Source organism: Methylobacterium sp. SyP6R (assembly GCF_019216885.1).
Classification (GTDB): Bacteria; Pseudomonadota; Alphaproteobacteria; order Rhizobiales; family Beijerinckiaceae; genus Methylobacterium.
Window position 1 is genome coordinate 4,539,398 of the sequence record NZ_JAAQRC020000001.1, and the last position, 20,898, is coordinate 4,560,295.

At 70.1% G+C, this 20,898-nt stretch carries 13 protein-coding genes and 1 pseudogene; 3 read left to right on the forward strand and 11 right to left on the reverse strand.

Going from position 1 to position 20,898, the window contains the following annotated elements; genetic code table 11:
• Positions 1–192 precede the first annotated feature (192 nt).
• A complete protein-coding gene (gene glmU, locus HBB12_RS20890; RefSeq protein ID WP_236991107.1) occupies positions 193–1,536 on the reverse strand; it encodes a bifunctional UDP-N-acetylglucosamine diphosphorylase/glucosamine-1-phosphate N-acetyltransferase GlmU in 1,344 nt (447 codons plus the stop codon).
• A gap of 189 nt (positions 1,537–1,725) precedes the next feature.
• On the opposite strand from glmU, the gene HBB12_RS20895 reads away from it, so the two are divergent.
• Positions 1,726–3,309, forward strand: coding sequence for an OpgD/OpgG family glucan biosynthesis protein (locus tag HBB12_RS20895; RefSeq protein WP_236991108.1), 1,584 nt, complete (start codon positions 1,726–1,728; stop codon positions 3,307–3,309).
• Positions 3,285–5,465: a glucans biosynthesis glucosyltransferase MdoH gene (gene mdoH, locus HBB12_RS20900; protein WP_442919299.1), complete on the forward strand. Its 2,181-nt coding sequence runs from the start codon at positions 3,285–3,287 to the stop codon at positions 5,463–5,465. The genes HBB12_RS20895 and mdoH overlap by 25 nt, the downstream gene beginning before the upstream one ends.
• Positions 5,466–5,793: 328 nt before the next feature.
• On the opposite strand, the gene HBB12_RS20905 is transcribed toward mdoH, so the two are convergent.
• The gene (locus tag HBB12_RS20905; RefSeq protein WP_236991109.1) at positions 5,794–6,015 is read right to left on the reverse strand and encodes a hypothetical protein; all 222 of its coding nucleotides are present in this window, start codon (positions 6,013–6,015) and stop codon (positions 5,794–5,796) included.
• A gap of 493 nt (positions 6,016–6,508) precedes the next feature.
• Positions 6,509–8,032, reverse strand: a complete 1,524-nt coding sequence (gene adh / locus HBB12_RS20910; protein WP_236991110.1) for an aldehyde dehydrogenase — start codon at positions 8,030–8,032, stop codon at positions 6,509–6,511.
• A 270-nt stretch (positions 8,033–8,302) separates the two neighbouring features.
• On the opposite strand from adh, the gene HBB12_RS20915 reads away from it, so the two are divergent.
• Positions 8,303–10,186: a sigma-54-dependent Fis family transcriptional regulator gene (locus HBB12_RS20915; RefSeq protein WP_236991111.1), complete on the forward strand. Its 1,884-nt coding sequence runs from the start codon at positions 8,303–8,305 to the stop codon at positions 10,184–10,186.
• 17 nt (positions 10,187–10,203) lie between these two features.
• On the opposite strand, the gene HBB12_RS20920 is transcribed toward HBB12_RS20915, so the two are convergent.
• The 8 genes and pseudogenes from HBB12_RS20920 to HBB12_RS20955 all read right to left on the reverse strand — a co-directional run bounded on the left by HBB12_RS20920 (position 10,204) and on the right by HBB12_RS20955 (position 20,853).
• Complete coding sequence (locus HBB12_RS20920; protein ID WP_236991112.1) at positions 10,204–10,680, reverse strand: Lrp/AsnC family transcriptional regulator; 477 nt, start codon at positions 10,678–10,680, stop codon at positions 10,204–10,206.
• Between the two features lie 227 nt (positions 10,681–10,907).
• Positions 10,908–11,942 carry a phosphotransferase gene (locus tag HBB12_RS20925; protein WP_236991113.1) on the reverse strand — a complete coding sequence of 345 codons (1,035 nt, stop codon included), beginning with the start codon at positions 11,940–11,942 and terminating at the stop codon, positions 10,908–10,910.
• Positions 11,939–13,249, reverse strand: coding sequence for an aspartate aminotransferase family protein (locus HBB12_RS20930; RefSeq protein WP_236992852.1), 1,311 nt, complete (start codon positions 13,247–13,249; stop codon positions 11,939–11,941). The genes HBB12_RS20925 and HBB12_RS20930 overlap by 4 nt, the downstream gene beginning before the upstream one ends.
• A 547-nt stretch (positions 13,250–13,796) precedes the next feature.
• Positions 13,797–14,465 (reverse strand): haloacid dehalogenase type II, encoded by a 669-nt coding sequence (locus tag HBB12_RS20935; protein WP_236991114.1) that lies wholly within the window; start codon positions 14,463–14,465, stop codon positions 13,797–13,799.
• Between the two features lie 197 nt (positions 14,466–14,662).
• Complete coding sequence (locus HBB12_RS20940) at positions 14,663–16,144, reverse strand: DUF2252 domain-containing protein (protein WP_236991115.1); 1,482 nt, start codon at positions 16,142–16,144, stop codon at positions 14,663–14,665.
• A 105-nt stretch (positions 16,145–16,249) separates the two neighbouring features.
• Positions 16,250–19,543, reverse strand: a complete 3,294-nt coding sequence (locus HBB12_RS20945; RefSeq protein ID WP_236991116.1) for a DEAD/DEAH box helicase — start codon at positions 19,541–19,543, stop codon at positions 16,250–16,252.
• Positions 19,544–20,281: 738 nt separating this feature from the next.
• A pseudogene (locus tag HBB12_RS34530) lies at positions 20,282–20,470 on the reverse strand (CsbD family protein); the annotation flags it as partial.
• A gap of 179 nt (positions 20,471–20,649) precedes the next feature.
• On the reverse strand, positions 20,650–20,853 hold the full coding sequence (locus HBB12_RS20955) for a CsbD family protein (RefSeq protein WP_236991118.1): 204 nt from the start codon (positions 20,851–20,853) through the stop codon (positions 20,650–20,652).
• Positions 20,854–20,898 lie beyond the last annotated feature (45 nt).

Genomic DNA, 20,898 nt, shown 5'->3' on the forward strand with positions numbered 1-20,898 from the left:
GCGACCTCATCCTGAGGTGTTAGCCCATCGAAGATGGGCTGACCTCGAAGGAGGGCTGCGGGGCTCGCAGCGACATCTGGAGCTCTCCTTCGAACCTGCTTCGCAGCACCTCAGGATGAGGTCGCGAATGGGACGATGGAATTCGACCGTGATGCTTATATCCGAAGTCAAACTGTCTCTGGGTGCGCGTCCTCACCCCTTCGCCGGCTTCGCCCACCCCGCCTTGATCACCTGCCGCCCGCGCCCGATCGCCAGGGTGCCGGGCGGCACGTCCTCGGTGATGACCGAGCCGGAGCCGACGAAGGCGCCGGCCCCGACCGTCACCGGCGCGACCAAAGCCGAGTTCGAGCCGATGAAGGCCCCGGCCCCGATCACCGTGCGGTGCTTGTTCACGCCGTCGTAGTTGCAGGTGATGGTGCCGGCCCCGAGATTGGCGCCCTCCCCCACCTCGGCATCGCCGACGTAAGTCAGATGATTGACCTTGGCGCCGGCCCGGATCGCCGCGTTCTTCACCTCGACGAAGTTGCCGATGCGGGCGCCCTCCTCCAGCACCGCGCCGGGGCGCAGGCGGGCATAGGGGCCGATCTGGACGCCGTCCGCGAGCCGGGCCTTCTCGAGGTGCGAGAAGGCGTGGATGGTGCAGCCATCGCCGACCACCACACCGGGGCCGAACACCACGTGGGGCTCCACCACCACGTCGCGGCCGAGCACGGTGTCGTGGCTGAAGAACACCGTCTCGGGGGCGATCAGCGTGGCGCCCGCCAGCATGGCGCGGCGGCGCAGGGTCGCCTGCACGGCCGCCTCGGCGGTCGAGAGCTGCACCCGGTCGTTCACCCCTTGCGCCTCAGCCTCCGCCACCGGAACCACTGCGACCCGGTGGCCGTCGGCAACCGCCAGGGCGACCGCGTCGGGCAGGTAGTACTCGCCGGCCGCGTTGGCGTTGCCGACCCGCTCCAGCAATCCGAGGGCGTGGGCGCCCGACAGCGCCATCAGGCCGGCATTGCACAGGGTGACGCGGCGCTCCGCCGCGCTCGCATCCTTCTCCTCGCGGATGGCGACGACCCGGCCGTCCTCGACCAGCACGCGGCCGTAGCCGGTCGGGTTCGCGGCCTCGAAGGCCAGAACCGCCACCGCGGCGCCCTCGGCCAGCGGCGCGCGCAGGCGGGCATAGGTCTCAGGGCTGATCAGCGGCGTGTCGCCGAAGGCCACCACCACGTCGTCGGCGCCTTGCGCGAGCACCCGGCGGGCCGCCAGCACCGCGTGGGCGGTGCCGAGGCGCTCGGCTTGCGGAAAGATCTCCGCGCCGGCAAAGCCCGCCACCACCGTCGCGACGTCGCCGCGGCCGGGCTCGACCACCACGGCGAGGCGTCCGGCCCCGGCCTCGGCCACCGCCGCCAGCACGTGGGCGAGCATCGGCCGGCCGGCGATCGGGTGCAGCACCTTGGGCAGGTCGGAGCGCATCCGCGTGCCCTTGCCGGCGGCGAGCACCACGGCGAGGAGAGAGCGCGCCCCTGGGGGCTTCTGGGTCGAGGTCATCGGCGGCCTGTCGCGTCCGGGGGAAGCTGTCTGGTCCCGACCGTCTAGCCGATCGCTGCGTCATAACAAGCGCCGGTGCGGCTTTCCGAAGGGGCACGAGCTTCGCGATTCTTAACCCCCGGTTCAGCCCGGATCGTGGTAAACGGCCGGCGCCCCCTTCCCGCATCCGGACCGGTACCCCTCCCCACGATGACGCAGAGCCCCACCGCCCCGCCCGCCCGCACAGCCCTCGACCGACGCGCGGTACTGGCGCTCGCCGGTGGCCTGGCCGCGACCACGGCGGCGGGCGCGCAGCCGACGGAGCCCGCGCCCCTGTCGGACGGCCAGCGTTTCGATCCCGGACAGGTGGTCGAGCTCGCCCGCGCCCTGGCGAAGAAGCCCTACGCGGCGCCGCAGGCCGACCTGCCCGAGCCGTTCAAGGATCTCACCTACGACCAGTATATCGGCGTGCGGGCACAGCCCTCGGGCCTGCTCTGGGCCGGCGAGGGCCGCGGCTTCGTGGTCGAGCCGCTGCATCGCGGCTTCGTCTTCACCACGCCGGTGGCGCTGCACGCGGTCGAGGACGGGGTGGTGCGCCGCATTCCTTACGACCGCAACCGCTTCAATTTCGGCAAGCTGAAACCCCCGGAGGAGGGCCGCGACCTCGGCTTCTCGGGCTTCCGGCTCTATGCTAGCTTCAACGGCGCGGCACCGTCCGATTGCGCGATCTTCCAGGGCGCCTCGTTCTTCCGCGCGCTCGCCGCCGGCCAGAGCTACGGCGTCACCGCCCGCGCCCTCACGCTCAAGCCCGCCGAGGCGAAGGGCGAGGAATTCCCGCTGTTTCGCGCCTTCTGGCTCGAGCGGCCGGGGGCCGGCACCGGGCAGATCGTGATCCACGCCCTGGTCGATTCCGAATCCGCCACCGCAGCTTTGCGCATGACCCTGCGGCCCGGCGACGCCACCATCGTCGACATCGAGGCGACGCTCTGCCCGCGCACGGCGCTCGAGCATGTCGGCATCGGCGGCATGACCGGCGCCTTCCTGTTCGGCCCGACCGATCGGCGCGGCGTCGACGATGCGCGGCTGGCCGCCCACGAGGTCGACGGTCTCCAGATCCGCAACGGCTGGGGCGAGGCGATCTGGCGCCCGGTGCAGAACCCCGAGACACTCCAGATCTCGGCCTTCATGGACCAGGACCCGAAGGGCTTCGGGCTGGTCCAGCGCGCCCGCGCCTATGGCGATTACCAGGACGACGTGCAGCGCTGGGAGAAGCGCCCGAGCCTGTGGATCGAGCCGCTCGGCAGCTGGGGGCCGGGAGTGCCGCAACATGGCTGGGGCGCCGGCGCGGTGCAATTGATCGAGATCCCGAGCGAATCCGAGGTCAACGAGAACATCCTGACCTATTGGCGCCCCAAGGAGCCGGTCGCCAAGGAGACCGCCTTCAGCTACCGGCAGTTCTGGTGCTGGACCGTGCCGGGCGCGCCGCCGCTCGCCGCCTGTTCCGGCACCCGGGTCGGCAAGGGCGCTGGCGGTAAGCGCCGGCTCTTCCTCGTCGACTTCACCGGGGAGGCGCCGTTTGCCGAGGGCATCGACCCGAACGCGCTCCAGCTCGCCGTGAGCACCGCGCCCGGCACCATCGCCCGCCAGCGGATCTACCCGTATCCGGAGCGCAAGACCGTGCGGGCGGTGTTCGAGCTCGATCCGGGCAACGACACCGCCTGCGAGCTGCGCCTGGTCGTCAAGGCCGGCGACAAACCCGTCAGTGAGACATGGCTGTACCGGTGGACCCCGTGACCCTCGCCCAAAATCTCGACGCCCGAAATCTCGACGCCCCGCCCCACGCCGCCTTCACGGTCGCGCCCGCGGTGCCGGAGGAATCCCCCCTCGCCATGCCGGTGCAGGACCTGCGCCGGTGGTCGGAGGCCGACGCGCACAAGGTCCCCGGCCGCCGCGCTCCTTGGGCGGCGCGTGCCTTCGTCTTCGGCGGCGGCCTGGCGCTGACCGCCTACGGCGCCGTGCAGATGTACGAGGTCGTGTCGGTCGCCGGCTCGACGACCTGGCTGCAATGGCTGCTGCTCGCGCTGTTCACCCTCAACTTCTCGTGGATCGCGCTCGCCTTCACCTCGGGGCTCCTCGGCTTCCTGGCGCTGCTGCGCCGGCGCCGGCCGGAGGTGCCTCACGGTCCGCTCACCACCCGCACCGCCGTGGTGATGCCGGTCTACAACGAGGCCACCGCCCGAACCTTCGCGGCGGTCGAGGCGATCCGCGACTCGATCGAGGCCACCGGCGAGGGTGACGCCTTCGATTACTGGATCCTGTCCGATTCGACCCAGGCCGATGCCTGGGTCGCCGAGGAGCGGGCCTATCTGGCACTCCGCGCCCGCCTCGGCGACGGGGCGCGCCTGTATTACCGCCACCGGCAGAAGAACCACCACCGCAAGGCCGGCAACATCGCCGATTTCGTCACACGGTGGGGCGGCCATTACGACCACATGCTGGTCCTCGACGCCGACAGCCTGATGAGCGGCGACTGCGTGGTGACCTTGGCCCGTGCGATGGAGGCCGATCCGGATTCCGGCATCATCCAGTCGCTGCCCTTGATCATCAACCGCAACACCCTGTTCGCCCGGGTGCAGCAATTCGCGGCCCGCATCTACGGCCCGGTCATCGCCACGGGCCTCGCCCTGTGGTCGGGCCGGGACGGCAATTACTGGGGCCACAACGCGATCATCCGCACGCGTGCCTTCGCCGACCATTGCGGCCTGCCCGACCTCTCCGGCAAGCCGCCCTTCGGCGGCCACGTGCTGAGCCACGACTTCGTCGAGGCGGCGCTGATCCGGCGCGCCGGCTGGAGCGTCTACATGCTCCCCGAACTCCAGGGCTCCTACGAGGAGAGCCCGCCCTCGCTGATCGACGTCGCGATCCGCGACCGGCGCTGGGCGCAAGGAAACCTGCAGCACAGCCGCATCATCGGCACGGCGGGCCTCAAGCTCGCCTCGCGCCAGCACTTCGCCACCGGCATCGCCGGCTACCTCGCCTCGCCGCTCTGGGCGGCACAGCTCGTGGTCGGTATCGCGCTCGCCCTCCAGACCGCCTATATCCGCCCCGAATATTTCTCGACCGAGTTCCGCCTCTACCCGGTCTGGCCGCGCTTCGACCCCGTCCGCGCGCTCCAGCTCTTCGGGATCACGATGGCGATCCTGCTCGCCCCGAAGCTGTTCGGCCTGATCCTCGGCCTCCTCGACGGGAAGGTGCGGCGGGCGAGCGGCGGGGGATTGCGTCTCGTGCTCTCGGCGCTGATCGAGACCCTGCTCTCGGCGCTCATCGCCCCGATCGCCATGCTGGTGCAATCCGGCTCGGTGATCCAGATCCTGCTCCGGCGCGACGCCGGCTGGAACCCTCAGCGGCGCGACGACGGCTCGATCCCGTTCGCGGACATCGTGCGGCGGCACCGTTTCCACACCATCCTCGGTCTCGTCGCGGGCGTCGCGGCCTTCGCCATCGCCACCTCGCTGTTCCTGTGGATGTCACCGACGATCCTCGGCCTCGTCCTGGCGATCCCGATCTCCTGGGCGAGCGGGCAGCTCTTCATCGGCCTGGCGCTGAAGCGCGCCGGCCTGCTGATGACGCCCGAGGAGCGCGAGCCCCCGGCGATCGCCACCGCCGCCAAGGCGATCGAGGCGCGCAACGCGGCGCTCGCCTACGACGATGCCGACGGGTTGCGGGCGCTCCACGCCGATCCGGACCTCCAGGCCGGCCACCTCGCCTTCCTGCCCCCGGCCGAGCGCCGGCCCCGCGGCGCGCCGCAAGCAGACCACGTCATGGCCCAGGCCAAGGTGGTCGAGGCCGAGACCATCGACGAGGCGGCCGACTGGCTGAACGCCAAGGAGAAGATGGTGCTGCTGCACGACCGGGCGCTGCTGGACAGGCTGGCGCGGCTGGGTGGGTAGAGTCCGGTCAGATCGCGCGTATTTGCGCGACCGTCAGAGTGGGAAACTCTTTCATCCCACCCGCGACCTCATCCTGAGGTGTCATACCAACGGTCGTTGAAAACGACCTTTGGTTCCGTTCTCGAATTTTCGCCAAGCCTCTGGCTTGAGATCGAAAATTCGAGATGGGTCAACGGCCCCGTCGATCTCGGGCTTGCCCGAGATCGAATCGATGCGTCAGCATCTTGCGCCGTTGGTATCAGTTCGTCACCGGCTTCGCGGTCCCTGGCGAATGACGCTGTTTCGCTATCCAGGGTGGCAAATGCCAACCTGGATCGTGAGTTTCTATTTAACCCTCCCGCTCGGCCAGGCGCAGGGACCAGATCAGGTTCCCGCCCTCGTCGACCAGCCACAGGGCGTTCACCTGCTCGTCGTCGGGCGTGCTCTCCCGGGCATTGGCGAGGCGAACCGCCTCCTGCCGGTCCGCGGCCTGGATGATCTCGTCGATCAGCGGGGGACCGATCGCCCCGTCCATGGCGCGGACCGCCCCGCGCAGTCGATATGCCGGCATCCGCCCTGTCGCTCCTCGATCGCGTCCCGCTCGATCGCCCACGACTGAGACGCGGGCTGCCCCCGTTTTCGGGCGGGAGCGGGATACATCAAGGGCCGGGCCCTGCCGACGTCGCAAAACTGGCCACCGGTCTTGCGACAAAAATCGGCGGCAACCGGGAGCCCGAGCGGACGAAGCGTGGGCTTGCATACGCTTCGTCCGCTCGGGTGCGGCGCATCGGCGCTGCTCGCACTCAGCCGGTGCGCCGTGCCGTTCAGCGCCCGGCGCAGGCGCTGATCCCGGCGAGTCTCCAGCGCCCGCTGCCGGCGCAGGGCTGTCCGGGGAAAGACGAGGCGCAGGAAATCCCCCCTCCCCGCGGGCGGGGAGAGGAGAGAATTCGCGCTACACCTTTCCCCGGACAGCCCTGCCGCAGAGTGGGGAAAAGCCCGCGCCTCTTCTTTTTTGGGATAGGCCCGGTGGAGGCAAGGCATTCGCCCCGCCTCCTGCCCTGATTTCAGAAGAACCCGAGCTTCTTTGCCGAGTAGCTGACCAGCAGGTTCTTGGTCTGCTGGTAGTGGTCGAGCATCATCTTGTGGGTCTCGCGGCCGATGCCGGATTGCTTGTAGCCGCCGAAGGCCGCGTGGGCGGGGTAGGCGTGGTAGCAGTTGGTCCAGACGCGGCCGGCCTGGATCGCCCGGCCGAAGCGGTAGGCGCGGGTGCCGTCGCGTGTCCACACGCCGGCGCCGAGGCCGTAGAGGGTGTCGTTGGCGATCGAGAGCGCCTCTTCGTCATCCTTGAAGGTCGTGACCGACAGGACGGGCCCAAAAATCTCCTCCTGGAAGATCCGCATCTTGTTGTGGCCGCGGAACACCGTCGGCGTCATGTAGTAGCCGCCGGCGAACTCGCCCTCCTTGACGTTGCGCTCGCCGCCGGTGAGGCATTCGGCGCCTTCCTGCTTGCCGATCGCCACGTAGCTGAGGATCTTCTCCAGCTGCTCGGAGGAGGCCTGGGCGCCGATCATCGTGGCGGGATCGAGGGGCGAGCCCTGGGCAATCGCCTCGACGCGCTTGATGGCGCGCTCCATGAAGCGGTCGTAGATCGATTCGTGCACCAAGGCCCGGCTCGGGCAGGTGCAGACCTCGCCCTGGTTGAGGGCGAACATGGTGAAGCCCTCGAGCGCCTTGTCGAGGAAGTCGTCGTCTTCCGCGGCCACGTCCGAGAAGAAGATGTTCGGCGACTTGCCGCCGAGCTCCAGCGTCACCGGGATCAGGTTCTGCGAGGCGTATTGCATGATGAGGCGGCCGGTGGTCGTCTCACCGGTGAACGCGATCTTGGCGATGCGGGGCGAGGAGGCCAGCGGCTTGCCGGCCTCGAGCCCGAAGCCGTTGACGATGTTGAGCACGCCCGGCGGCAAGAGGTCGCCGATGAGTTCGGCGAGCAGCAGCACCGAGGCCGGGGTCTGCTCGGCGGGCTTGAGCACCACGCAATTGCCGGCGGCGAGCGCGGGCGCCAGCTTCCAGACCGCCATCAGGATCGGGAAGTTCCACGGGATGATCTGGCCGACGACGCCGAGCGGCTCGTGGAAGTGGTAGGCGACCGTGTCGTGGTCGATCTCGGAGAGCGAGCCCTCCTGCGCCCGGACGCACCCGGCGAAATAGCGGAAATGGTCGATGGCCAGCGGGATGTCGGCGTGGGTGGTTTCGCGGATCGGCTTGCCGTTGTCCCAGGTCTCGGCGAGCGCGATCAGGTCGAGGTTGTCCTCCATCCGGTCGGCGATCTTGAGCAGGATGCGGGCGCGCTCGGCCGGGGCGGTGCGGCCCCAGGCCTCCTTGGCGGCATGCGCGGCGTCGAGCGCGCGCTCGATGTCCTGGGCGTCCGAGCGGGCGACCTCGCAGATCACCCCGCCGGTGATCGGCGAGGTGTTCTCGAAGTAGCGGCCCGCCGCCGGGGCGACCCACTGGCCGCCGATGAAGTTGTCGTAGCGGGCCGAGAACGGCGACTTGGTCCTGGCGTCGGCGAAGAGTTCCGGCTTGTTCATGTGTTCCTCCCAGTCGCCCCGCGACGGGGCGTGGTGCACATCCCTCGGCAGCCGGCGTGCCATCCGGGCCCCGGCCGCCCAGCTCCCGCCGCCTGTTCGCTGCAACGATCTGGCGGATCTGGATTTTCTCGCTCGTCGCGCCAAGCCTTCGACCAAAATCCGGCCCCGTCCGGCCACCATCGGCCTGGACCGCGCACGCGACACCTGCGACACCTGTCGCAAACAGCGACACTCCGCCCGCAGGGGCGGTGACATGGGAGGAGGCCGCGCATGCAGAGCCGCGTGACCACGCCCCGCACCCTGCTGGCCGCGCGGCGGCAGGCCTTCGGGCCGGGTGTGGCCGAGCCGCCGCCGCCGATCCTTCGCTCCTGGGAGCGCTGCGCCGCCCTCGGGCTCGATTTCGGGCAGCGCCCCCGGGTCGAGCCGCTGAGCGGCGCCGAGATGCGCGCCGCCTTCGACCGCAGCGAGGCGCTGCGCCAGACCTGCCGGCCCGAGATCGAGGCCCTGCACGCCGATGCGCAGGCGACCGGCAGCCTCGTGATCCTCACCGATGCCGACGGGCTGATCCTCGACACCCTCGGCAGCGATTCCTTCGCCGGCCGCGCCGCGCAGGTGGCGCTCCGCCCCGGGGTACCCTGGAGCGAGAGCCTGACCGGCACCAACGCCATCGGCACGGCGCTGATCGAGCGCCGCCCGGTCGAGGTGCGGGGGGCGGAGCATTACTTCGAGCCGCACCGCATCCTGAGCTGCGCCGCCATGCCGATCCTCGGGGCGGACGGCTCGGTGCTCGGCGTCCTCGACCTGACGGGACCGGCGGCGATCCACCAGGGCCACGCGCTGGGCCTCGTCGGACTCGCGGTCGCCGCCATCGAGCACCGGCTGCTCGCGACGGTGCCGCCGGGCTGCGAGGTGCTGCGGCTCCACCGCGACGCGGGGCTCCTCGGCACCCCGCGCGAGGGCGTGCTGGTCTTCGAGGGCCACCGCCTCGTCGGCGCCAACCGGCACGGGCTGGCGCTGCTCGGCCTCACCTGGGGCGATCTCGGGACCGAGCGGGCCGGCTTCCATGGCGGCGACACCGCGCCCGGCCCACTCGCCCTGCGGGACGCGACCGGGGCCCCGCTCTACGGCCGCCTGCAGGGCGCGCCGGCCTCGATCCGGCGCCGGTCCGCGGCCGAGCCCGCCCGGCAGAACCCCGCGACGCCGAGCCCCACGACGTCGAGCCCCGCGGCGCCGATTCTCGACCCCGGTACCGACAAGCTCCTCGCCCGGGCCGTGCGGCTGATCGATGCCGGCATCCCGGTGGTGGTCGAGGGGGAGACCGGCACCGGCAAGGAGGTGTTTGCCCGCGCCGCCCATGCGGGCTGCGCACGATCGCACAAGCCGTTCGTGGCGGTGAACTGCGCGGCCTTGCCCGAGACGCTGATCGAGGCCGAGTTGTTCGGCTACGAGCCCGGCGCCTTCACGGGCGCGGCGCGCCACGGTGCCAAGGGCCTGCTGCGCCAGGCCGAGGGCGGCCTGCTCTTCCTCGACGAGATCGGCGACATGCCGCTCGCCCTGCAATCGCGGCTGCTGCGGGCGTTGCAGGAGCGCGAGGTGCTGCCCGTCGGCGGCACCCGTCCGGTCCCGGTCGATTTCGCCCTGATCTGCGCGACCCACCGCGACCTGTCCCGCATGGTCGAGGAGGGGGCCTTCCGGGCCGACCTGTTTTACCGCATCGCCCCCTACCGGGTGCGCCTCGCCCCCTTGCGCGACCGGCCGGACCGCCTCGCCCTCGTGCGCGGCCTGTGGGCCCGTACCGACGGCCCGGCCCGCGGCGTGACCCTGTCGCCGGATTGCGAGGCGGCACTCGCCGCGGCGGAGTGGCCCGGCAACCTGCGCCAGCTCGCGGCGTGCCTCAAGGCGCTGGCGGCGCTCGCCGAGGCGGGCGAGGTGCTCGGGCCGGAGGACCTGCCGGAGGGAGTGGCGAAGTCTTCGGCCGTTGCACCGGCGCCCCGACGGGAGCCGGAGGCGGGCCGCCTCGACGCCATCGCGCAGGATGCGATGCGAGCGGCGTTGGCGGCCCATGGCGGCAATGTCAGCCGGGCGGCGAGGAGTCTCGGGGTCAGTCGGAGCACGCTGTACCGGCGGTGCCTGAGGGAGAGGGCGGAGGCGTGAGGCCGCCTCCGTGTCCCTTATGGTGTATATAATGTTTCCAGCGGCGCCTCGTCTCGGTCTATCGGAGTTTTGAGAACGACGTAGCTAAAATACTTGTCGATTCCAATATCCATTTCGATCAATCTCTCCATCGTCGATTGATAATGCTCGATGCCGCCAACCAGGAATTTTATCAAATAGTCGTAGCCGCCGGATATATTGTGGCACTCCATGACCGATTTTTCTTTCTCGATGACGGCCAGGAACCGGGAAAAATCCGAGTGACGATGGTTTTTCAGTGTGATTTCCGTGAAAATCGTCAGGGACTGGCCCAGCTTCGCGATATTGATTTTTGCAAAATAACCACTGATGTATCCCGCGGACTGCAGTTTTTTCACGCGCATGAGGCATGGGCTGGGCGACAAATTGACCAGCTCGGACAGTTCCACGTTGGTAATTCGGCCGTTTCTCTGCAATTCGGCTAGAATTTTGATGTCCATGCTATCGAGCTTCATCGCGTGCGCTCTCTCGTCGGCGGGCGGACATCTCGGGCCGGCGGCATGCTAGAGCATTGTCCGACGAAGTGGATGCCGGTTCGTCGCAGGAAATACGGCAAAATCGAAGACCGAGAGAGCTTCGCGATTGCAAGGCGATCGTGAGGTGCTCTGGAGCAGCGCCAGATCGCATTGCAATCGCACGCTGCTCTGGTCGAGAGTTGCGCAGGCGAGGACATCGCCGGCCTTCAGTAGCCGCACGCCGCCAGCAATTCCTGCCGGCACGCGCTCCTGTCCTGTCGAGAGAAATGAAACAGCCCGAATGTCGCCGTGGGATTGTTGCGCAGGATGTATGACGCCTTCTCGGGATACAGCTTGGATCTCCATTCCGAGATCGTCACCGTCATGGCATTGCGGGCATCGATCAGATCGAGCAGCAGGGCCACCTCGTCCGGCCGCAACGGATCGACCGCGTGATAGGCAGAGAGAAAATCAGCCGCGCACAGCAGCGGTTGCTCGTCTTTCATGAGCTGGAACGACAAGGCAATCGCGATGTCGTAGATCAACGGCGTCCGGACGATGTCGCCGAAATCGATGATGCCGCTGACGGCGTCGTGGTCGTCGGGATCGAGCAGCACGTTGTGGAAGTGGAAGTCGTTGTGGACCACCTGCTGCCGGAGCCCGTCGCCGCTGGCCGCGATCTCGCCGAAGCGCCGGATGGCGTCGCGGGCGAGACGGCGCTTCTCGGGGTCGTCGATGTGGATCGTGCGGTCCTCGATCTCGGCCGCGCGCTTCAGGTCCCAGATGATCGGCCGCCCATCGGCCGGATGCCGGAAATCGCGCAGCGCCCGCGACAGCCGGGCCAGTCCCCGCCCGAACGCCCGGCGTTGCGCGGGGGAGCGCCGGGCGCGGTGGGCGGGAAAGCCCGACAGGAAGCTCTGGAGGCGACCGACATGACGGTGGCCGTCCAGGTCGATCGCCACCTCCGTCCGCCCGTCCGGCGCCGCGACGACGACCGGGACCGGCAAGCCGGGATCGGCCGCGTGGACGTGCTGGAGCGCGCGGTTCTCGAAGGCCAGCACCTCCGGATCGTCGGCCGCGTTCCCGAGCTTGAACACGAAGCCGCGTCCGTCCCGGGCGGCGACGTGGGCGGTCAGGTCCCGCTCGCTCGCCAGGGGCTCGACGCGGTCCACCGCGATCCCGAAGGCGGTGGCGACGATTCCCGCGAGGCGGTCCGCATCCGCCCTTGGCGCCGGCGTCTGGTAGGGAGAGGGGGCGCTCATCGGGCTGCAAGCGCCCGGTCGAGCACCTCGACGAAGGTGTCGGCGTTCTGGCGCGTGAAAACGAGCGGCGGGCGGATCTTCAGGATGTTGTAGCCGGGACCGCAGACGCTGATCAGCACGCCGTCCTGGCGCATCCGGTTGACCACGCGGGTGGTCAGGTCGCGGTCGGGCCTGCGGCTGGCGCGGTCGGTCACGATCTCGACGGCGGAAAAGAGCCCGGCGCCGCGCACGTCGCCCACCGCCTCGTGCCGCTCGCCCACGCGCCGCAGGCCCGCGAGCAGGTAGGCGCCGACGTCGCGGGCATTCGCCATCAGGCCCTCGCGCTCGATGACCTCGAGCACCGCCAGGGCGGCGGCGCAGGAGACCGCGTTGCCCGCGAAGGTGTTGAAGTAGCGGGCATTCCGGCCGAACGAATCGACCACGTCGGGGCGGATCACCACGCCGGAGATCGGCTGGCCGTTGCCCATCGGCTTGCCGAGGGTGACCATGTCCGGCACCACCCCGTGGCGCTGGAAGCCCCACATCGTGTCGCCGGTACGGCCGAAGCCGGGCTGGACCTCGTCGGCGACGAACAGGCCGCCGGCCTCGTGGATCGCGTCCACGGCGCCCTTCAGGAAGGCGGTCGGCTCGGTCAGGATGCCGTCGCTGGTGAACAGGCTGTCGACGATCAGCATCGCCGGCTTGAGGCCGTGGCGGTGCAGGTCGGCGATGGCCCCCCGCACCCCGGCCTCGAAGGTGGCGGCGACGTCGCCGTCGGTCCGGTAGGCGGCGGGGGCCGGCACCCGGCGGACGTGGGAGCCGAGATTGACCGCGTTGCCCAGCGTCGGCGAGTACTCGGAGACCGCCTGGGTCAGGCCGTGATAGGCGAAATCCGTGATGATGATGCCGGTGCCGCCGGTATAGGTCCGGGCGATGCGGGTCGCGAGGTCGTTGGCCTCGCTGCCGGTGCAGGCGAACATCACGTGGCCGAGCGCGTCGGGAAAGGTCGCGAGCAGCTTCTCGGCGTAGTCGAGGATCAGGCCGTGGAGGTAGCGCGTGTTGGTGGCGAGGATCCCGGCTTGGCGGCGGATCGCCTCGACGACATGCGGATGGCAATGGCCGAGCGAGGCGACGTTGTTGTAGGCGTCGAGGAAGGCGCGGCCCTCGGTGTCGTAGAGCCATACGCCCTCGCCGCGCTCGAAATGCAGCGGCTCTTCGTACATCAGCCGGTAGGCCGGACCGAGCACCTTGGCGCGGCGCGCGACCAGCGCCTCGTCCTGCGCCGAGAGCGCAACGCTGCCCGGCACGAAGGCGTTGGGCATGGTCATGTCGACGATCTTGGTCATGGGAGAACTCCAGGACGGGAGGGCGTGGGGTACGCGCTGGTTTTCGGGGCGACGGCCGAGAGCAAGAACCCTCGCCCCCTCTGCGGCAGGGCTGTCCGGGGAAAGACGAGGCGCAGGAAATCCCCTCTCCCCGCGGGCGGGGAGAGGCTTTCGTCCCCCTTGTCGGAGGCGAAAGCCGGAGCGAGGGTGAGGAGGTGTTTCCGGAGAAGCCTCACTCGTCGAGCCCCCTCACCCTCGCCTTCGGGCTTGCCGTGCCCCCTGAACGGCGGCACGGCCCTCTCCCCGCCCGCGGGGAAAGGGGAAACCCGCGCTTTTTCCTTTCGCCGGACAGCCTTGCCGCGGAGGGGGAGGGTTGTTGCGCGGCAGCCATCGCTCCCGCACCATCGGCTTCGTCGGCAGGTGGTCTAAGCAGATTTCGCAAAAGTGGCCGCCGGTTTTGCGGAAAAAATCTGCGATAAACCAAGGATCTAAGCGGACGAAGCGTTGGCCTGCCAACGCAAGTCTGCTTAGGCGAGGCTCGTAAGGTCGTTCAGAGCCCAAGCAGCCCCGGCAAACCACCGAGATCCTTGATCTGGTGGGTGGCGTAGCCGCTGCACAGCGGCTCGTGATTGCGGTCGACGTGGACGCGGGCACCGAAATCCATGTCGGCGGCGGTCATCAGGTCGTAGCGGAACGACGAGGAGACGTGCATCACCTCCTCCGCCTTGGCGCCGAGCTTGTCGAGCATGTATTCGAAGCCCTGCATGTGAGGCTTGTAGGCGCCGGTCTCCTCGGCGGTGATGACGGCGTGGAACGGGGCCTTCAGGCTCCTGATGCCGGCCGGGATCAGATCGATCATCGAGTTGGTGAGGCCGACGATCGGGAATTCCTTGGCGACGCGCATCAACGGCTCGACCACGTCCGGATGCGGACCCCAGCTCGGGATCGCGGCGTAGATCGTCTCGGCGTCGCTGTCACGGTATTCCACGCCGTTGCGCTTGCAGGTGCGGATAAGGGCGTTGGCGACCACGTCCTTGTACGGCTTGAAGTCGTGGAGCACTTCGTCGAGCCGGTAGTTCGAGAAATCCCTGACGAAGCGGCCCATCGCCTCGGGCCGGACGCGATCGGCGTAGAGTCCCCGCGCCGCCGGGGCCATCTCGAAGTAAATCAACGTGCCGTAGCAATCGAAGGTGATGAACTTCGGCTTGAATGAGGTCATCGGATTGGTCCTGAAACAGCGATGAGGCGATGCAGCGCATCAACTGATTTTCAGGATAAGGATCGGGGCGAATACTCGTGCGCTCTTTTCGCGCGCATCGCGGCATGCCGCTGCCGTCGCGCCCCCCGCCGGCGGCAGGTTCTATCACCCCTCGCCGCCGGCCCCGCCCGAGGACCGTCGCTCCCGAGGAGCCAGGGTCAGAGCTGCGGATCCTCCGCCGCCTCCAGCCGCCCGGACGCGATCGCATCCAGGAACAGCCGGTGATCCTCCGCATTCCGCTCGCCGTAGTCCCGCGCCCAGTCCGCGAGGGCCTCGCGGAAATCGGCGTGGCGGTCGCGGCCGCAATAGCCGGCGATGGCCGCAGCATCGCCGGTGCGGGCATGCGCCCGGGCCAGCAGCGCACCGTAAGCCCAGGAGAAGTAGACGAGCGGCTGCCCGCGCATGCAGGTGAGCGGGATCTCGCCCTTCATGTTCTTCATCTGGCGGACGTAGAACGGGCGATCGTCGATCGTGGTCCAGCCGAGCAGCGGGTCGCCGACCGCCTGGAGGAGGCGCTGGCCGTAGATCACCCGCTCGCCTTCGTGCGAGGCGTAGGGTTCGGGCATGCCGGAGACGTACGGCGCGTGGGCGGGGCGAACCGCCTCCTTGACCTGCAGGAAGAGGACGTCCTGATCCGAGTTGCCGCACAGCAGGGCGACGTAGGCCCGGGTGCCGACGCTGCCGACGCCGACCACCCGGTGGGCGACGTCGACGACGTGGTAGCGGCTCAGCATGAACCGGCGCTCCCGCGGCAGGGTCTCGGCGTAGTGCTCGAGCCCGGCCGTCACCGCCTCGCGGGTCTCGTCGTCGACCCAGGTCAGGATCGGCGGGTCGTGGCGCAAGCGCCAGCCGCCATCGACCCGCCGCTCGCCGACCCGGGCGAGCAGGCTCTTGTTGTGGCGCTTGCGCGCCTTCTCGACCGCGCGCTGCACCACCGCGTGCGATTCGTCGTCGATCGTGATGCCGCTGAAATCCAGATCCTCGGCCCGCGCCGCCCGGTGCCAGACGTCGAGGGGCCCTTGTGGCGCCAGCTCGGTCATGGTGTGCTGGTAGCCGTAGGCCGCCGCGGTCACCGCCTCGCGCCGCTCGGACCCCGGCACGTCGAGGTCGCGGGCGGCGACCTCGATGCTGGCGCAGAGCCGCTTCAGGTCCCATTCCCACGGGCCGATCGTGACCTCGTCGAAATCGTTGAGGTCGAGCACGATGTCGCGCTGGGGCGTGCCGAACAGGCCGAAATTCGAGAGATGGGCGTCGCCGTTCATCACCACGTCGATGCCGCTCGTCGGGGTGCGGGCGAGATCCCAGGCCATCACGGTCGCGGCCCCCCGCAGGAAGGCGAAGGGCGAACTCGCCATCCGGGCGACCCGCAGGGGGATCAGCCGCTCCTGGCGCCCGCGTTGAGCCTCCTCGATCAGCCGCACCGGGTCGGGCCTGTCCCTGGGGAGGGGCACCGGGCCGTGGCCGTCATGCGGGACCTTGGCGCGCAGCGCCTTGCCGGCGGCGCGGCGCTTCTCCCACGGCTCGCCGGGCGTGCGCAGGTCGATATGCGGGAAATCGGCCAGCGGCTCCAGCACGATGTCCTCGGCCGGCACGTCGTCGGAACCGGCCTCGTGACGTGTATCGGGAGTGGGTCTATCCATGGGGCGCGGCTCGTCGGCGGACCCGATCCGGGCATGACACTCGAAAACCTTGGCCGTGGGCGATCGTTCCGGACGCCGGATGAAAAGCCGGCGCCGGACGTGTCGTCAGCCTTGATGGTCGCGGGCCTCCTGGATCCGCTGCAGGAGCTCGGCCGCCGTCTCGCCGCGCCGGTCCGGATCGTCGCAAGCGCGGCGCAGGATCAGCCGCCCCTCCCGGGCGGTCAGGTCGTCGCCGAGCGGCATCGCGGCCGGCGCGCAGCCGGGCCGGAAATCGACCGCCAGCCCCTGCGGCCCGCCGGTCAGCCGGGCGATGCCGAGTGCCAGGCAGGCGACGCGTAGGTGGCCGAGGGTGAACAGGGCCTGCACGCCGGTCGGCAGCGGCCCGAACCGGTCCTCGACCTCGCCGCGCAAGGACTCGACCTCCTCCGCCGAGCCGAGGCGCAGGAGGCGGGTATGGAGGCTCAGCCGCAGTTCCGGCTCCGGCACGTAATCCTCCGGCACGTCGCCGGCGAGGCCGAGGCGGATGTCCGGAGCCCAATCCTCCGCAGGCTCGCCCTTGGCGGCGCGAAGCGCCAGCTGGAGCAGGTGCTGGTAGAGGCCGAGGCCGATCAGCTTGACGTGGCCGGCCTGATTCTCGCCGACGAGATCTCCGGCGCCGCGCAGATCGAGGTCGCGGGCGCTGATGGCGAAACCCGCGCCGAGACGGTCGAGAGCCTCCAGCGTGCGCAGGCGCTTCTCGGCCGCCGGAGGCAGCTCGCGGTCGGGCCGGGTCAGCAGGTAGGTCACGCCCCGGCGCTGGCCGCGCCCCACCCGGCCGCGAAGCTGGTGCAGCTGCGCCAGGCCGAAGCGCTCGGCGTCGACGACCAGCATGGTATTGGCCCGCGGCACGTCGAGCCCGCTTTCGATGATCGAGGTGGCGAGCAGCACGTCGCCCTCGCCATCGGCGAAGCGCACCATGATCTCGTCGAGTTCGGCCGGCTTCATCTCGCCATGGGCGACGACGGTCGCGAGTTCCGGCACCAGCCGCTTCAGGCGCTCGGCCACCGGGCCGATCTCCTCGATGCGCGGGCAGACGACGAAGCTCTGGCCGCCGCGGCCCTTCTCGCGCATCAGGGCCGCGCGCAGGGTGTCGTCGTGCAGCGGCGTCAGCAGGGTGCGGATCGGCTGGCGCACCGCCGGCGGCGTCGCGATGACGCTGAGCGACTTGAGACCCACCAGGGCCGATTGCAGGGTGCGGGGGATCGGCGTCGCGGTGAGCGTCAGGACGTGGGCGTCGCCCGCCATGGTGCGCAGGCGCTCCTTCAGGGCGGCGCCGAAGCGCTGCTCCTCGTCGATCACCACGAGGCCGAGATCCGCGAACGCGACGCCGCGGCCGGCGAGCGCATGGGTGCCGACGACGAGGCGGATCGAGCCGTCGGCGAGTCCCTGGCGCACGCGCTTGGCCTCGGCCGGGCCTGCGAGCCGCGAGAGCTGCGCCACCCCGATCCCGAAGCGGGCAAAGCGCCGCTCGAAGGTGCGCAGGTGCTGGCGTACCAGCACCGTCGTCGGTGCCACCACGGCGACCTGCTTGCCGGCAAGGAGTGCCGCGGCGGCGGCGCGCAAGGCCACTTCGGTCTTGCCGAAACCGACATCGCCGCAGACCAGCCGGTCCATCGGCTGCGTGCCCGCGAGATCGGCGAGCGCGCCGTCGACGGCCTTCGCCTGATCGGGGGTGAGGGGGAAGCCGAAGCCGGCGCCGAACCGCTCCATCTCGCGCTCCGGCGGCACCAGGGCGGGGGCCTTGGCCTGGCGGCGTTCCTCCGCCGCCGCCAGCATGGCGCGGGCGGCCCGCGCCAGGCCGGCTTCGGTGGTGAGCCGGCGCTTCGCCCAGGTGCCGCCCTCGAGGGTGTCGAGGGTGACGGCGTCTTCCTCCGAGCCGTAGCGCCAGATCCGGTCGGCCTGGGCCATCGGCACCATCAGGATCGCTTCGTGGGCGAAGCGCAGGCGCAGGGCCTCGGTGCTGCCGCCGTCGCCGGTGGCGATGCGCTCCAAGCCCTCGAAGACGCAGAGGCCGTGGTCGCGGTCCACCGCCACGTCGCCGACGCGCAGATCGACCTCGCCCATCGGCAGGATCACCGGCTGGCCGGCGCTCGGGCGGGCCGAGGTGCCGCCATACACGTCGGGCGCGGCGATCACCGTGATGCCGAGATCCGGCACCCGGAATCCCGCATCGAGGGGAGCGGGCATGGCCAGGATCTCGCCCGCCTTGGCGGCGACCGCCTCCGACCAGTCGGCGACCGGGCGCACGCTGCGCTCCGCCGTCCGCGCGGCCTGGCGCGACAGGCGCTTGAGCCCGGCAGGATCGCCGCCGAGCACCACCCGATCGCCGGCCTTCAGGCGCTCGCGCAGGTAGGCCGAGAAGGCTGCACCCGGCCGGCGCTCGCGCTGGAAGGCCGGGACCGCGACCGATTCCGCGTCGGCATCGCTCGCGACAGCGATCTCGCGGGCCTCCCGCACGTCTTGCCACTCGGCGGGCGTGAGGTAGAGCGGCACCGCCTGCCCACGTGTCGCCACTTCCGGCCGACGCCCCTCGGCGATCTGTTCGAAGAAGGCCTCGGCGCGGGCCTCCGCCCCGGCCTCGACCACCAGGCGGGCCTCCGGCACGTAATCGAGCACGGTCGTGAGCCGGCCGTAGAGGGTCGGGAGCTGGTGCTCCTGTCCGGTGAACGGCCGCAGGCGCAAAGGCGAATCCGGCGCCAGGACGATCTCGGTCGCCGGATCGACCACCAGGGTCTCGACCTCGACGAGGGAGCGCTGCGACACCGGATCGTAGGTGCGGATCGCCACGACCTTTCCGCCCGCATGCTCGATGCGGCAGGGGCGGGGGGCGGCGGCCGGGAAGACGTCGATGGTCCGGCCGCGGAGCGCGACCTCACCGGGCTCGTCGACCCGGTCGTCCAAGATGTAGCCGAGGCGCTGCATCTCCGCCGTGAGGCGGCCGGCGTCAAGAGCGTCGCCGGCCCGGATCTCGACCCGGGCCTCGGCCCAGGTCTCCGGCGGCGGCACGCGCTGGATCAGCGCCGGGGCGGTGGTGAGCAGGATGTCGGGCAGGTGGTCTGCGTCGGTGAGCCAGCGCAGCACCCCGGCCCGGGCGCCCATCGTGCCGCGGGAAGGCGAGGCGCGGTCGAAGGGCAGGCAATCCCATTCCGGATAGATCGCGACGCCGATCCCCGGGCCCAGGCCGCGCAGCAGCGCGGCGATCTCCTCCAGCCGGCGGGTGTCGCGGGCGACGTGGACGAGGGGCCGGCCCCGTTCGCGCAAGGAGAGCAGCGCCACCGCGAGGGCGCCCGGCGGCACCAGCGGCGCTACGGACTCCTCGACTGCCGCCGTCGCGCGCTGCCTTGCCTTGCGCTTTGCCATCGGCCCCCGCTCCCATTCTCTGGACCGGGAAACGCCCAGCGGCTGCGCTGGGTCCAGGCGATGGCTGTCGCATGCACAGGAATGCGGTGGGGGAGTGCGGGGCGCCCTCACTCCACGAAGGGGACCGGGCCCGTATCGGAAAAAAGAAAAAGCGCGGGTTCTCCCGGAGGAGAGGCCCGCGCTCGACCGTCGAAGGATGTCGTCCCGATCGGCCTCGTCACAACCGGTGGCATCGAAGCGGCCGGGACGTCCCTGCCGGCGACAACGCTCGGACCGGCTGGATCAGTAGGTCCGGCCGGGCCGGGGGCGGGATCCGCGCCGGCCGAGATAGGCGATCAGCTTCGGCAGGACGAAGAGCGTGAAGATCTTGCGCAGCATGGCGGGGTCTCCCTTCAGCGGATGGTGAGAGTGTCAGCGCGATCGGCGGACGAGCCAGCCCGCCGCGAAGGCGAGGACGGCGATGCCGACGACCGTGTTGGTGCGGTGCCCTTCGACGTAACGCAGGGCGCTCTGGCCGTAAGCCTCGCCGCGGCGACGAACCGCATGGGCGGCGTGGCGTCCGTCCTCGACGAGGTGATCGGCCCGCTTGCGCGCGGTGTGGGCGAAATCCCCGGCGCGCTCACGCGCCTCCTGTGCGAGATTTTCGGCACGCTCACGCGCCTCATGGGCGAGATCTTCGGCGCGCTCACGCGCCTCGTGGGCTAGATTTTCGGCGCGCTCACGCGCCTCATGGGCGAGATGGCGCCCGTCGTCGACGAAGTCTTCCGCCCGGTCGCGGGCGCGGCCATAGGCGTATTGCGCGCCGCCGGCCACCTGGTTGGCGGCGCCGCGGACCTGGCGGGCGGGGTCGCCGGTGAGGCCGCCGAGCGCGGTCTGGACGCGGCCCTTCAGGTGACGGGACGCCCCGTTGAACTGGTCGCGGTTCATGCTGTCCTCCTGAGTTGAGAGCATTCTCCGACGAGGTGGATGCCGGTTCGCCGTAGAAAATGCGACACGATCAAAGATAGGGAGAGGTTCGCGATCGCAACGCGATCGTGAAGTGCTCTGAGATCTAAGGGTGGAGCGGCGGCGGGACGATCCCGCCGCCCGGTGGAAGATGGTCGGTACTACTTGCGGCCGAGCAGGCTGTCGGCGGCGTTCTTCACGCCGTCCTTGACCTCGCCGACGGTACGCTGGGCCTCGCCCTTCAACTCCTGAGCCTTGCCCTCGGCGATGAGATGGTCGTCGCCCGTGACCTTGCCGATACCCTGCTTGACGTTGCCGACGGCCTCGTTGGCCAGGCCCTTGAGCTTGTCGGTGGTGCTGCTCATCGAAATCTCTCCTGTCGTTCGAGGGGAAGGGAGGGCTCCCGCCTG

Bases quoted from the DNA above. Each gene is read 5' to 3' on its own strand.
- HBB12_RS20920 (WP_236991112.1), bottom strand. From the start codon at position 10,680: ATGAAGCTCGATAGCATGGACATCAAAATTCTAGCCGAATTGCAGAGA.
- HBB12_RS20925 (WP_236991113.1), bottom strand. From the start codon at position 11,942: ATGAGCGCCCCCTCTCCCTACCAGACGCCGGCGCCAAGGGCGGATGCG.
- HBB12_RS20930 (WP_236992852.1), bottom strand. From the start codon at position 13,249: ATGACCATGCCCAACGCCTTCGTGCCGGGCAGCGTTGCGCTCTCGGCG.
- HBB12_RS20940 (WP_236991115.1), bottom strand. From the start codon at position 16,144: ATGGATAGACCCACTCCCGATACACGTCACGAGGCCGGTTCCGACGAC.
- glmU (WP_236991107.1), bottom strand. From the start codon at position 1,536: ATGACCTCGACCCAGAAGCCCCCAGGGGCGCGCTCTCTCCTCGCCGTG.
- adh (WP_236991110.1), bottom strand. From the start codon at position 8,032: ATGAACAAGCCGGAACTCTTCGCCGACGCCAGGACCAAGTCGCCGTTC.
- HBB12_RS20905 (WP_236991109.1), bottom strand. From the start codon at position 6,015: ATGCCGGCATATCGACTGCGCGGGGCGGTCCGCGCCATGGACGGGGCG.
- HBB12_RS20935 (WP_236991114.1), bottom strand. From the start codon at position 14,465: ATGACCTCATTCAAGCCGAAGTTCATCACCTTCGATTGCTACGGCACG.
- HBB12_RS20945 (WP_236991116.1), bottom strand. From the start codon at position 19,543: ATGGCAAAGCGCAAGGCAAGGCAGCGCGCGACGGCGGCAGTCGAGGAG.
- mdoH (WP_442919299.1), top strand. From the start codon at position 3,285: ATGGCTGTACCGGTGGACCCCGTGACCCTCGCCCAAAATCTCGACGCC.
- HBB12_RS20955 (WP_236991118.1), bottom strand. From the start codon at position 20,853: ATGAGCAGCACCACCGACAAGCTCAAGGGCCTGGCCAACGAGGCCGTC.
- HBB12_RS20915 (WP_236991111.1), top strand. From the start codon at position 8,303: ATGCAGAGCCGCGTGACCACGCCCCGCACCCTGCTGGCCGCGCGGCGG.
- HBB12_RS20895 (WP_236991108.1), top strand. From the start codon at position 1,726: ATGACGCAGAGCCCCACCGCCCCGCCCGCCCGCACAGCCCTCGACCGA.